The sequence below is a fragment of the Larkinella terrae genome, from assembly GCF_009668025.1.
GTDB lineage: Bacteria > Bacteroidota > Bacteroidia > Cytophagales > Spirosomataceae > Larkinella > Larkinella terrae.
Map to the genome: position 1 here is coordinate 12623 of NZ_WJXZ01000011.1, position 14104 is coordinate 26726.

A 14104-nucleotide genomic window follows, 5' to 3' on the forward strand; every position below is an offset into this window, starting at 1 on the left:
TCCGGTTACTCCAGCAGCGTCAGAATGTCTTCTTTCGTCAGCGATTTCATGAAGTTCTCTTCGGTCGTAATCAGATCGCTGGCCAGTTTCTGCTTCGAACGCTGCAACGCCAGAATTTTTTCCTCAACGGTATTGCGGGAAATAAACTTGTAGGTAAAAACCGTGCGCTTCTGCCCAATCCGGTGCGCCCGGTCGATGGCCTGAGCTTCGATGGCCGGGTTCCACCAGGGATCGAGGATAAACACGTAGTCGGCCGCCGTCAGGTTGTGGCCCAAACCGCCCGCCTTCAGCGAGATTAAAAAGAGCTTGATCGAGTCGTTGTTCTGAAACAGATTCACCTGCCCGCGCCGGTCCTGCGTCGATCCGTCGAGGTAGGCATATTGAATGCCGCGTTCCTGCAAATACTCCTGAACAACGTCCAGGTGTTTAATAAACTGACTGAATACCAGGATTTTGTGATTGTCGGCCATTGCGCCTTCCAGCCGCATCACCATGTCGTCGAGCTTTCCGGAATTGCCTTCGTAGGTTTCGTCGATCATCCGCGGGTGGTTGGCAATCTGGCGGAGTTTGGTCAAACCCTGTAAAACTACCATCTGCGATTTGGCAACGCCTTCCTCCTCGATGCGCTCCAGAATCAGGTTTCGGTAGTAGGATTTGGCTTCCTCATACTGCTTTTCCTGTTCCGGCGACATGTCGCTGTAGTGAACGCTTTCCACCTTTTCGGGCAAATCCCGCGCTACCTGCGACTTGTGGCGCCGGAGCATGAACGGTTTGATGATCCCGTAAAGCCGTTGCGTCTTCTGCTCGTCGTTCTTTTTCTCGATCGGAATCTGAAATTCGTTACGGAAAAACGTCTGGCTTCCCAGCAAACCGGGGTTGATAAACGTCATTTGCGTCCACAAATCCATCGTGCTGTTTTCCAGCGGAGTACCGGTCAGAATCAGCCGGTGGGCCGAATTCAGTTGCATCACCGCCCGCGTGATGTGCGACGACGGGTTTTTGATGGCCTGCGATTCGTCCAGAATGATGTAATGAAACCGGTACATTTTTAACAGATCGATGTCGATCCGGACAATCCCGTAGGAAGTCAGAATGACGTCATACCCGTCGAATTGGGCGGTATTTTTATCGCGATAGGTGCCGGTATACGCCATCACGCGCAAATCGGGCGTAAACCGTTTGGCTTCCAGTTCCCAGTTGTACAGCAGCGACGTGGGCATAACGAGCAGCGTCGGTTCCGTAAATCCGGCTTCCTTCTGCGACTGCAACATCGTGAGGGTCATCACGGTTTTGCCCAGACCCATATCATCGGCCAGGCAGCCGCCAAACCGGTATTGATTCAGAAATTGCAGCCAGTCGTAGCCCGCTTTCTGGTACGGCCGCAATTCGCCCTTGAAACCGGCAGGCAGCGGATGCGAATTGATCTCCTCAAAACTCCGCAATTTCTCCAGTTTCCGGCTGATGACCGCCGACGCCAGGCTTTCTTCCTGCAATTCCTGAACGAGCGCAATGTGGTGTTTGTGGAGCACCAGCCGATCGCTGTCGACCTCGTGTTCCATGAACGCAAAAAGCTCTGAATACTTCGTAAACCAGGTTTCGGGAATTACCGCGATCTCACCATTCGGCAGGGCAAACTCCCGTTTCTTGTTCAGAATCAGCGTCCGAAGCTTGATGAACGGAATTTCGAATTCTCCGAACTGTACTTTGGCGTAAATGTCGAACCAGTCGCGGGTTTCGTTGATTGATACCACGATGGACGAATAGCCCAGAAAATACCGCTTGGCGTCGTTGGCGTGCTGCGAAATCTGAAAACCGGCCTCGATCAACAGGTTGTGATTCTGCTGAAGCCACTCGAAAGCCGCAGCTTTCCCGAGTTTGGAATGGCCGTTATCTTTCAGTTCGAGCCCGTTTTCCTTGAGCCAGAAAAGCGTCGATTTCTCCTTCCGAACGTCCCGGCGAATTTTGTGAAAAACGTAGTCATCGCCCTTCTTTTCGATGCTGACGTTGGACGAATCCGTGAAACCATCGTAACGAAAGGTGAACTGGCCGTACTGAAATAACAAGTCAAAAACCACCTGCGAGTCGTCGACGGGCGCGGCATGGGCCATTTCTGTCAACACGGTATTCATGCGTTCGGCGGGGCCATGCCCGTTCCGGTGGGCGTCGCCATTCGAGCCCGACTGGTCGAACAGGGCAGGCACGGCGCGCTGGGCCGTTGCATGCTCGGAAACCGTCAGCACGGGCGCGGGCGGCAGCACTTCGCTCCGGATTTCAAACCCCCGGGCATATACGTCATAGGACGCAATCAGCGGGGCAACAAACCGGTGATAGTACTGATCCTCAATATTTTTTGGAATAACGATATTGCGTTTTTGGAGAAACGGGCGCAGTTTTTTTCCATCGACGTTTTTGTCGAAATGAAAAAGCCGCTGCCCGACCATCATCCAGGCTGGCTCGTCGCAGATCAGCAGAGCATCCTTGAACTGAAATTCGACCCGTTCGCCCTGGTATTTGATAATGGGAAAATATTCGGTGGCGGTTTCGGTCCGGACAAAATTGAAAAAGACGCGCGCCTTCTCGGGCATGCGCTCCACGGACATCCAGGCCGGATTGCCATCGTTGCCCATCACATATAACTGCTTGTCGGCCAGACGTTCCAGGATCAAAGCGCGACGCACTTCGAGGTATTCACAAATCCGGTCGCGCAGTTCCTTATCGCCTTTCTGGGTGTCGTAAACCTTGAGGAAAAAATCGACGGCCGGAAGTTTTTTCGCGTTGAATTTTTTCAGAATAACGTCCTGCTGAATTTCGTCAATAATGCGAACCAGCTCAAAATCAGCTTCATCCAATTCACTGGCAAACTCTCCGGCGTTTTTTGCCGACAGCGTCTGGTTTTGCAATGTCAATTCACCCCGGGCATTCAGCTGCACGACGAATGCTTCAAACAGATAGCCCAGGAACTCGTGTTCCAGGAGCGAGTAGACCAGTTGAAACGGTTCCGCGGGAGAGACTTTCATAGCAATTTGGTTACTGACGGGCTGCGTCAAAACCGGGTAAATCCTGAACAGATAAGCTTTCAAAAAGAAAGCAAAATGAACGGTTTGCGGTCCGGTTAGAATGAGCAACAAACTCAAATATACGAATTGGCACAAAAAACACAAGCCCGAAACGCAGGTTCCGGGCTAGAAATGATTAAATGGGTCTTGAACTGGGATTACGCGGATTAAAGGATTCACTGGGATGTAAAAAAAGATTGCGGTAGCTAATCCTCTTAATCCTTTAATCCACGTAATCCCAGTTCAGACTATGCGTACGTATTGAGCATCACTGGCATGACCAGCATCAGGATGTCTTCGTTTTCTTCTTTATCGGCCGGAATGATCAGGCCGGCGCGGTTGGGGGCCGACATTTCGAACGAGAGCATTTTGGCGCTCAGGTTGTTGAGCATTTCGGTCAGGAACTTGGCGTTGAAGCCGATTTCGAGCGGATCACCGTCGTAGTCGCAGAGTAGTTTTTCGTTGGCTTCGTTGCTGTAGTCCAGGTCTTCGGCGGAGATGGTCAGCGAGTTGGTTTTCAGCGAAAGCCGGATCTGGTGTGTCGTCCGGTTGGCGTAAATCATGATCCGCTTCAGCGAATTCAGCATATCCGTCCGGCCAATGGTCATCACGTTCGGGTTGTTGACCGGAATCGCGTTTTCGAAATCCGGAAACCGCTCATCGATTAACCGGCAGATCATCTGGGTGGAACCGGCGGGCGAACCGGCAAAGGTAAACGACGCGTTCGACTGGCTGAATTCGGCCTTCACCGGAGCCGCTTCGGGCAGCGACGCCTTCAGGAGCGTCAGGGCTTTGCGCGGAATAATCATCGACGAATTGCTCGGCGAATTAATGTCGGACCGGCGGTAGCGAATCAGCCGGTGGCCGTCGGTGGCCACAAACGTAGCGTTTTCGTCCGTCAGCTGCAGATATACCCCCGTCATGGCCGGGCGCAGGTCGTCGGTGCTGGTGGCAAAAACCGTATTGTTGATGGCGCTCAGCAGGGCGTCCGACGAAATTTCGACCGACAGGCTCCGATTCACCGCCGGGATTTTCGGGAAATCAATCGGGTTTTCGCCCGACAATTTATAGCGACCGTTGTCGGTCAGAATTTCCGTTCCGAACGTTTCGGTATTGACGTTGAACGTGATGGGTTGTTCGGGCAAACCGCGCAGCGTGTCCAGCAGCAGTTTGGCCGGTATGGCAATAGCTCCCTTCTCCGACGACTCCACGGCGATGTTCGTAATCATGGTCGTTTGCAGATCCGACGCCGTGACGGTCAGGACGTCATCTTCCAACTTGAACAGAAAGTTTTCCAGAATCGGCACAATCGGGTTCGTTGCCACCACACCGTTGATGGCCGAAAGTTGCTTGAGTAATACGGAGGAGGAAACGATGAATTTCATATGCAATATGTTTGGGGCCAATAGTCCAATGAGAACAAAAGTAGGAAAAATAGTCGAAATTTTAGGGGTTATTTCGCGGAGTTTAGCGGAGAAAATTAGAGCTAAGTAGAGTTTATTAAAAAAAATCTCCGCGTATCTCTAATTTTCTCCGCTAAGCTCCGCGAAATAACTTTTTAACTCCTACGCGTACTTTCTCTGGCGGACGAATTGCCACAAAATACCCACAAAAGCCACCAGAACCGTTGGTCCCAGCAGATTCAGAAGCTGCCACGACAGCCGGTCTTCCCGCAGCCGGATTTTATCTAACGGCCTGATTGTCACCTGCCGGGTGCGGGCGGTGATGATGCCGTTGTCGTCCATAAGGTAATTCACCGCATTGACCACAAAATCCTTGTTGGCGAAGGTGTTTTTCGAAAACCGCTCATAGCCGAGCGGATAGGGCGTGTTGGTGCGGTAGTTGATGTCGTTGACGAGCAGATCGCCGTCGGTGCAGACCACTATTTTTGCGGCCGCTCCCTGCGCTTTAAAGGCCGCAGCGCGCGGGTCGCCGGGCAGAATCCGGTTGGTGTAGAGCGACTGAAACCGCCCTTCCAGCAGGCAGGCAACGAGCTTGACGCCGTCGTTGTAGGTCCGCGGATCGGGTTGCTGACGGGCTTCGTTGTAACTCACCAGCGCGGGCGCTTTCAGGATTTTGGTGTATTGCGACGTCATCAGCAGGGGCGTTTTCACAATACCCACGGCCTGAACGGTATCGAGCGTGCTGGTAAACCGGCTGTAAATTGCGTCCAGATTGCGAACAATGGGACTTTTGCCGAAGGTATTGATCAACGGAAAAAACCGCCAGGGCAGCATCTGAACGTTGGGTTTGTCGCCCATATCGCCGACGTTCAGCGGAATCAACGCGCAGCTCAAGTCCTTGATAATGTCGTTGTTGACCCGAACGCCCCAGCGAAAAAACAGATCGTTCAGGTTCAGGTCCAGCGGTTGGGCGTAGGTTCCTTCCCGGCCGACACTATCGATTTTCAGGCCGTCGACAAAAAACAGCGCTTTGCCGCCGTTGACCACAAACTGGTCGATTTTGTATTTATCGGCTTCCGAAAACGCGCGGTCGGGTTTGGGAACAATCAAACCGTCGAGGCCCACCAGATCACGCGAATCCTGTAGATTGATCAGCTTGATGTCGTAAAATTCCTGAAGGGTAGCCAGCAAATCCGACAGCCGGAGCGGCTCGACGTTCGTGTAGGAAACCGCCACGCCCAGCACCTTTTTCTCCCGGATCGTCAGCCGCCGGATGGCCGACGCCAGTTCGTATTCCACATTTTCAATCGACTGATTCAGTTGCTCTTCCTTTGAACTGGAGCGGTTTCCCCGCAACAATAAAACCGTCTGCTCACGGCCTTTGTAAGACACGACCGCCCACGGAAAAATCAATTGCTCGGTTCGTTGGTTACCATCGGTATTAGAAATCAGGCTGGTCGGCGAGAGCCCTTTCTGGATCAGTTGCGTTTGTAATTCAGCTCTTTTCTTCGAGTCCGGATTGGCAGTCGGGTCAATAAACCGGTAGGTCAGATCCTGGCTGGCCCGGGCCTGAAACTCGGCCAGTGTTTCCCGAACGCTGGTTTCCAGGCGTTTGAACGCGGGAGGCAGATTCCCCGTCAGGTAAACGTTGACGTGGATGTCATCATCGAGGTTCGTCAGCAGATTTTCGGTCGCTTCCGACAGCGTATACCGGCCTTCCTGCGTCAGATCGACCCGAAAAAACAGAAAAGACGACAGCAAATTGACAGCAACCAGAACGGCCAGAACAAGCCCGAAACGAAAAACAAATGACTTCATACCTGCGTAAAACGCTGAAAGCAGTTAAGTTGTGCGAAAGTAGAAGAAAAAATGACGACCCGCGCGATTGATTTTCTGCTAATTTTTTCAAAACCGGCGTAGGGGTAACGCCCGGGGTAGCGGTCTTAGGTTCGTAAACAACAATACGACTGAATCATTGTTATGAACTACCGTCACACGTTTTTCTTTCTGTTTTTGCTGGAATTGACCAGCGCACTGATCCCGGCGTTTGCCGAAACCCGCGAATTTCCGGTTCCACCGCCCGCGCCCAACCGGCTGTTCTACATTCAGCGGAGCAACAACACCAATACCGTTATTTACGAAGCGAATGTAACCGGCAATCGGCAACTCGACGCCGACGATCCGGTGAATGTCTACTGGATTCGGTACGCCGAACGGGGCCAGCGCGAATCGCTGTCGATGTTGCAGTGGAAGATGGCCTACGGCTACAAACACAAGGCGGTGAACCGCAGCGAGAACCGTTTTGAGATTTACCTGAATGCGTTCAAAAAACGCACGATCTGGGTCGATTTTCAGCAGGGCAAACCGATGGCCTTAACCACCATCAACGGCCGGAAAGCCTGTTTGCAGAAGGTGTTTGTGCAGATTGAACCCGGTTCCGGCCTGATTCCAAAGGTTCTGTACGTCGAACTGTTTGGCATCGACCCCGTTGCGGGCGTACCGGTTTACGAACGGATGCTGGTGTAATTTCGGCCGGTTTGAATGCCAAACTCGTTCAGAGCGCGCGGAAAGTTTTTCCCTTCGTGCCCCGAACGGCTTAGTTTGACCAGCGCAAAACGCTGGAGCACATCGAACTGAATCCACTGCCGGATGGTCAGCGGGACGAAATTGAATTCGGCGGCTTTGTGCTGCACCTCGTCCGGGACCTCCTCCAGCGCATCCCAACTGGCGTCGACCGGCGGTAATTCACTGACGGTTTTTCCGCAGCGCTCGGCCACGAGCTGAATCAAAAACCGGCGATACCGCGCAATCTCCGTTTCCGTAAAACACGGCCGGGTGGCTAGTTCCCGCTTTTCCTCAACTGTCAATTTCACCCATTCGGGGAGTTTCAGTTTGATCAGGCACGTATCCAGTTTATAGCGAACAATCATCGGAATGCAGCGGAACGTGTCGACAAAGTCGTTCTCAAAATCAAAATAAACGGTTTCGAGTGCGTGCGGTTTCATATTGGCAAACGAATGAATAACTGAAGGATTGATCGTTAAACGAAATTGGTAAAGGACATCGGAATTTCGTGCAGTGCACTTTTGGGAGCGTCGCAGGTAGAACACAAATAATTGGCCGGTAATTGGCTGAACGGAACGCCCGGCAAAATGCCCCGCCGTTCGTCGCCAAATTGCGGGTCGTAAATCGTCAGACAGTGCGGACACTGGTGAACGAAGCCGACCGGCTGGGACGTCGTTTCCGTTGGCTCCGCTTCCAGTCGACCGGTTTTTCCGTTTTCCAGCGCACGGCGGTTGCTGAACTGACGACACAACCGATCGATCTGGTTGGGCAGAAAGGCTTTGAACAACCCTTTTTCGAAGGAGACATAAGTCCGGCTGTTCGGGTTGAAATTTTCGGTGTAATACAAATCGTACAGACTGAATAAGGCCAGCTGCCCGATTTGCAGCACCGGTCGTTTGCGCACCAGTACTGAGCCAAATACCTCCGATTTTGGCCGCGTTTGCACCCCAAAACAAAGACCGAACGTGCGCATGTCGTATTTCTCAAAATACCGGATCACGTAGTTTTTCAGTTGCATTCCCTCGTCGCTGTGGTCCTCGGTTTGCCAGGCCAGTTCGTTGGCGGCATGCCGCACATTGATGTTGTGCTTGCCCAGTATATGCGACCAGGCCGCCCGGTCCTTTTCTTCGATCCCTTTAATAATCAGCGATTTCCAGGGCGTCACGCACATCTCGCCAATCCGGGTTTTCAGACAAAGGGTGCAGATATCCAGCAAAAAATCAACGGAAAACAGTTCATCCCGGCGATACAAACCCAGCCACGAACGTTCGCCGTAGCGGTTAAATCCTTCGTAATACGGCAACGAGAAGTCCGGTAATTCGATTTCCTGCGTGGCAGGCTGGGTGATGAACCGGTTTTGACTGCTGACCGATTGGTAGAGCATTTCGTCGGTATCGAAGCGGTTTTCGAGCAGAGCGGTTTCAACGGTTCGGGCCAGACGGCCGAGGTCGTTTGTATAAATGAGGTCCGGCCAGCGGAATACGCGGTTGCTCTGTTTCGGGCGAACGTACAGAAACCAGAAATGCGGTTCCGGCGAGGCAATAAAATTGAGATTTCCGGTAAAGAAAGGCGTAAAACTCTGGTTCGAATCCGAGAGATTGATCTTCAGCGTCGGCTCATAGTCGAACTGATCCAAAACCGTATGGTACTCACTTTCGCGCAGCCACGCCCCCGTCCGGAAAACATCCTCCCCACAATACGAACTGATGATGTTGGGATACTGATCGGAATTGATTTCGTAGAAAATGGGCTGTTTTTTCAACTCTTTTTCCAACGCTCGTAAATCTTCGTAATGCACGGTCATCAGCAACTGTTGCCGACTGCCAAACCGCACCTTCCGAACATGGGCCATGCGGGCCGCAGCCAATACATGCTGCAACGTCCCCGGCGAAACAATCCCCGCCGGAAGGTTGATTTTCAGGGTGTAATAATCGCGCATAAGCTTTCGAAATGAAAAATTAACAATGAATAATGAAGGGATTAAACCGGGCAAAACGCATCACAGATCTTTCATTGTTCATTTTTCATTGTTCATTAACTAACATAGCTTCACTCATTTTCTCCAAAATACTCCGCACCTCCGGGCGGCAGGAACCGCAGCCGGTTCCGGCACCGGTTTTTTGACACAGTTGCTGGAAATCGGAGCAGCCCGCTGCGATGGCGCGTTCCAGATTTCCCTGCCCGACGCTGTTGCAGGAGCAAACCAGTTTGCCTTCCATCGGATCTACTTTTTTGCTCGCCCGCAGCAACTGCAGCCGTTTTTCGGACAGTTCGGTGCCTTTGGCGATCAGCTCGCGGAATTCCGCAAATTCGTTTTTGTCGCCCACCAGAATCGCGCCCACCAGCTTGTCGCCGTGCACGATGCATTTCTTGTAATACCGCTTCGCTTTGTCGATAAAAATGATCTCCTCATACTCGGACCCGGAGTTCGACGGAACCTCCGTCAGGCCCATGCTGCACAGGTGCAAGCCTTCCATTTTCAGAATACCGATGGATAAACTGCCCCGGTAGGGCTGGGAAATATCCCCGGCAACGAAACGGGCGACGACTTCGGCCTGTTGCTCGGCCGCGAGTGTAATGCCCCACATTTGCCCGTTCCACTGGGCCACTTCACCGGCGGCAAAAATGGCCGGATCGGACGTTTGCAGGTAATCGTTGACCACGACGCCCCGGTTGCAAACCAGCCCCGCCGACCGCGCCAGTTCAATATTCGGCTCCGTTCCAATGGCCATTACCACCACCTGACAGGCCAGTTTCCGGCCCGATTTCAGTTGAACACTCTCCAGCCGGTCGGTTCCCGAAAACGTCTGAACTTCTTCGTTGAAGTAAATCTCAATGCCCCGGTCGAGCAGTTCCAGGTACAACAATTCGCTGGCCAACGGGTCGAGCTGGCGTTCCATCACCCGCCCCGACCGGTGAATCAGGGTAACCCGCACGCCGATTTGGCGCAGCGATGCCGCCAGTTCAAGGCCCAACAAACCGCAGCCAACAATGACCGCGTGGGGATTGGGCTGGTTCAGAAACGGCAGCAGCGAATCGGCATCAAGCCGCGACCGCATGTTGAAAATGCCGGGCAGACGCGGTACGCCTTTGGGCATAAAGGCCCGGCTGCCCGTGCCAATCAGGAGTTTATCGTACGAATGTTCCAGGCCGTTGGTGTCCGTTACGATTTTGGCCTGCCGGTCGATGTGCGCAATGCCGACGCCCTTGTGCACCACAATGCGGTTTTCGGCGAACTGCTCCTCGCGCAGTTTGACCAGTTGCTCCCACGACTGCGCCCCGCTGATGTAATCGGGCAGCAAAACCCGGTTGTAAAACGGGTAGATTTCGTTGGAAAAAACGTGAATCTCGTCCTCTGAATTGAAGGTCCGATACGAATTGATAAAGCCCAGGCCCGCCGAACCGGCGCCGATGATGATGATTTTTTCGACCGGTTTTTGGTAGGGCAACACGTCGACCGCCGAAAACTTGAAATCGGGTTCCTTCGAGCGCGGATCGACAAGGGAACTGGTCAGGTTGTTGGTTCGTACCTGATTGTTATTCAGAATCTTCCCCCAGTGCATGGGCAAAAAACACAAACCGGGTCGCACGTCGTCGGTGAGCTGGGCGTTCACGCGGACTTCGCCCCGCCGACCGCGAACTACGACCAACTGCCCTTCCTGAATGCCACGGGCTTTGGCATCGTCCGGATGAATCTGCAGAAACGGGTGCGGAATATGCTGCCCCAGCTTGGCCACCCGACCGGTTTTGGTCATCGTATGCCACTGATCGCGAATCCGGCCGGTCGTCAGCACCAGTGGAAAATCCTCGTCCGTGGGTTCGGAGGCATTTCCGTCCGGAACCGCGTGAATCTGGGCGCGTTGGTTAGCCGTATAAAACCGGTGATCGGTAAAAAGCCGCTTCGTGCCGGTTTCAGAGATACGGTTTTCGGCGTACGGTTTTCGGTTTTCCGCTGACGCGTTTTTTACTTCGCTATTCGCTATTCGATATTCAGTATTCGTTATTCGCTGTTGCGGAAACGGCCACTGAATCGTGCGGTTTTTTCGCAGCAATTCATACGTCACACCCGTTACATCGACGTTCGTTCCGGCGGTAAGCTGGGCGTATTCCTGATACACTTCGGCGCAACTGGTGTAATTGAAAGCGTCGCCAAAACCCATTTTCTGCGCAAACCGCCAGAGAATTTCCGAATCGGGCAGGGTTTCGCCGGGGCCGTCGATGACTTTCGGAAGGTACGCAATCCGCCGTTCGGCGTTGGTCATCGTGCCCTCCTTTTCGAGCCAAGCGGCTGCGGGCAGCACCACATCGGCGAAAGCAACGGTATCGGCGCGGGTCGAAACATCCTGCACCACCACAAACCGGGCGTTTTTCAGCGCACGTTCAACCGCGTTCACATCCGGCATACTCACCATCGGATTCGTGTTGATGATCCAGATGGCTTTCAGCGAAGCGTCGCCCGAACGCTCATCCGCCAGCGCTTCGAACATTTCCGTGGCCGTCAAACCGGGTTTGGCGGCAATCTTGACCGGGGCTTTCCAGAACGCTTCCACTTCGGCGCGGTGGGCCGCATTCAGAACGTCGCGGTGGGCGGGCAGCATGTTGGCCAAACCGCCCGTTTCGCGACCGCCCATCGCGTTGGGTTGCCCCGTCAACGAAAACGGCCCGTTGCCCGGTGTACCAATTCGACCGGTAATCAAGTGTAAATTAATGAGTGACAGGTTTTTATTCACGCCAACCGCCGACTGGTTCAGGCCCATTGTCCAGAGCGACAGAAACCCGTTGGAGCGGCCGATCCAGGTCGCAGCCGTGTGAATCGCTTCGGGATCGATGCCGCACAACTCGGCCGCTTCAGCCACCGAACGCTGCATCACCAGTGCGTGGTAAGCGGCAAAACCGTCGGTATGATCGCTGATGAAATCCGGATCGACGTACCCGTTTTCAATCAATAACCGCCCGATCGCGTGGTTGAGCAAAATGTCGGTGCCGGGACGAATGGGCAGATGCAGGTCCGACGAACGGGCGGTGTCGGTCCGACGCGGATCGACGCAGATGATTTTGACGTGCGGATTGGCGGTTTTGTGCGCTTCGATGCGTCGCCAGAGAATGGGATGGCACCAGGCCGGATTGGCACCCTGAACCAGAAAAACGTCCGCTTCCTCGATGTCGTCGTAACAAACCGGTACGGAATCTTCGCCGAGCGAAAGTTTGTAACCCACCACCGCCGAACTCATGCAAAGCCGCGAGTTGGTGTCGATGTTGTTGGAGCCGATAAACCCCTTGATGAGTTTATTGACCAGGTAATATTCTTCCGTCAGACACTGGCCCGATACATAAAATGCGACCGAATCAGGGCCGTATTTCTGAATGAAGGTTTTGAAAACCGCAGCTGTGCGTTCCAGGGCCGCATCCCAACTCACCCGTTGCAGCGGCATCGCCCGATTCAACCGCATCTGCGGATACAGCAACCGATCCGACTGGTCCATCACCGTATAGTGCAAATTCATGCCTTTCGAACACAGCATACCGTGGTTGGACGGATGCTGCTTGTCGCCCTCAACCGTCAGTCGACCGTTCGGCTCCTGTTTGACTACGATTCCACAGCCAACCCCGCAATAGCAACAAGTAGTTTGATGAGACATGTTTTTGAATGATGAGTTATGAGTTAAGAATTAAGAGTTATTTTTCAGGGTGCTTTTTTAACTCTTCACTTATAACTCTTTATTCTTAACTCTTTAAGCGGTTTGCAATTCGGTTTCGGCGGGTTTGAGAATGACGGTTTTGCCGAAATTGACGAGGAAAAGGAGTAAACCGGTGGCTGCGACGATGCCTCCGATGTACAGAAAAGCCTGGCCGTAGCTAATGGATTGCGACTTGAACAGAAAGCCCATCATCATGCCGCCAATGTTACCACCCGCGCCGACCACGCCCGAAATGACCCCAACTGCTTTGGGATTGACGAACGGAACAATGGCGTACGTGCTTCCGTTGGCCATTTTAAGGAACATCGCGAAGGTGATCATCGACAGAATGGCAAGCGGTAAGTTACCGGAGGTGGCAAAGAGCATGATTCCGCCCCCTTCCAGCAACAGCAAACCCGCCAGCAGAATCCCCTTGCCGCGCAGGCCGAATTTATTTCCGACTTTATCGGCGACAATACCGCCCAGCGCGCGGGCAAAAATGTTCATGAAACCAAACAGCATGGCCCAAAAACCGGCTTCGGTTTCTTTCATGTCGAAATTGTCGAAGAAGTAAAGGGACGCTATCCCGTCGAAAGTGATTTCCATGCCGAAGCAGCAGGCGTAGGCCAGCGCCAGCGCCCAAACCCGGATGTCGGCGCAGGCTTTCCAGAAACTGACTTTTTCGCCCTTGCTTGTTGTGCGTTGAATTTCATCAAAGTTACCGTTTGGGGTATCTTTTGTATATCGGAAATATACAAATGCCATGATCAACATCAGGACGCCCGGAAACACCATCGCCAGCCGCCAGGCTTCGGGTTTGGTATACCCAAACCCTACGATCGTCGCCATAATAACCGGCATGGCGAGCTGCGTGATGCCACCGCCCAGATTTCCCCAGCCTCCAGCAACGGCGTTGGCGGTTCCTTTGATTTTCGGGGCAAACATCATCGAGGTGTGAAATTGCGTGATGACAAACGACGCCCCAATGACGCCAATCGCCAGCCGGAAAAGCAGAAAGGTGGCGTAGTCGTGCGCCAGCCCCACCAGCATAACCGGGAATGCGCCCAGGACGAGCAGCGCCGTGTAAGTTTTGCGGGGTCCCCAGGTGTCGCACAGGCGACCCACGATCAGCCGGGCGAAAATCGTGGCCGATACGGCCGCAATGATGGTGTTGCCGACCTGCGGTTTGGTGAGGCCCAGATCCGCGCGGATAGCGGGCATGAGCGGTGCCAGACCGAACCAGCCGAAAAAGCAGACGAAAAACGTGATCCAGGTGATGTGGAAAGTCCGCATCTGGATGCCTTTGAAACGGAAGATGGAAAGGGTTTCCAGTGGTTTATTGGCGAGTGAGTTCATATGTTTCGTACCTACAGGCGCTAGTCCGTGAGATTTTGGTTATTTG

The 14104-nt window shown here is 53.4% G+C and carries 8 protein-coding genes; 1 reads left to right on the top strand and 7 read right to left on the bottom strand.

Annotation, left to right across the window (positions count from 1 at the left end; all coding sequences use genetic code 11):
* Positions 1–5: 5 nt before the first annotated feature.
* From GJJ30_RS17650 to gldG, 3 genes are all read right to left on the bottom strand, one after another.
* Positions 6–3017, bottom strand: coding sequence for a DEAD/DEAH box helicase (locus GJJ30_RS17650; RefSeq protein ID WP_154176505.1), 3012 nt, complete (start codon positions 3015–3017; stop codon positions 6–8).
* Between the two features lie 287 nt (positions 3018–3304).
* Positions 3305–4441: a DNA polymerase III subunit beta gene (gene dnaN / locus GJJ30_RS17655; protein WP_154176506.1), complete on the bottom strand. Its 1137-nt coding sequence runs from the start codon at positions 4439–4441 to the stop codon at positions 3305–3307.
* Positions 4442–4621: 180 nt separating this feature from the next.
* Positions 4622–6277, bottom strand: coding sequence for a gliding motility-associated ABC transporter substrate-binding protein GldG (gldG, locus tag GJJ30_RS17660; protein ID WP_154176507.1), 1656 nt, complete (start codon positions 6275–6277; stop codon positions 4622–4624).
* Positions 6278–6439: 162 nt separating this feature from the next.
* On the opposite strand from gldG, the gene GJJ30_RS17665 reads away from it, so the two are divergent.
* The gene (locus GJJ30_RS17665) at positions 6440–6985 is read left to right on the top strand and encodes a DUF4833 domain-containing protein (RefSeq protein WP_154176508.1); all 546 of its coding nucleotides are present in this window, start codon (positions 6440–6442) and stop codon (positions 6983–6985) included.
* Here the strand turns inward: GJJ30_RS17665 and GJJ30_RS17670 are convergent.
* The 4 genes from GJJ30_RS17670 to GJJ30_RS17685 all read right to left on the bottom strand — a co-directional run bounded on the left by GJJ30_RS17670 (position 6964) and on the right by GJJ30_RS17685 (position 14058).
* A complete protein-coding gene (locus tag GJJ30_RS17670) occupies positions 6964–7464 on the bottom strand; it encodes a nitrate reductase associated protein (RefSeq protein WP_154176509.1) in 501 nt (166 codons plus the stop codon). The two genes, GJJ30_RS17665 and GJJ30_RS17670, sit on opposite strands and share 22 nt — an antisense overlap.
* Before the next feature lie 35 nt (positions 7465–7499).
* Positions 7500–8963 (bottom strand): rubredoxin domain-containing protein, encoded by a 1464-nt coding sequence (locus tag GJJ30_RS17675; protein WP_154176510.1) that lies wholly within the window; start codon positions 8961–8963, stop codon positions 7500–7502.
* Positions 8964–9048: 85 nt separating this feature from the next.
* Positions 9049–12663 carry a nitrate reductase gene (locus tag GJJ30_RS17680; protein WP_154176511.1) on the bottom strand — a complete coding sequence of 1205 codons (3615 nt, stop codon included), beginning with the start codon at positions 12661–12663 and terminating at the stop codon, positions 9049–9051.
* A 93-nt stretch (positions 12664–12756) separates the two neighbouring features.
* The gene (locus GJJ30_RS17685) at positions 12757–14058 is read right to left on the bottom strand and encodes a NarK family nitrate/nitrite MFS transporter (protein WP_154176512.1); all 1302 of its coding nucleotides are present in this window, start codon (positions 14056–14058) and stop codon (positions 12757–12759) included.
* Between the last annotated feature and the right edge of the window lie 46 nt (positions 14059–14104).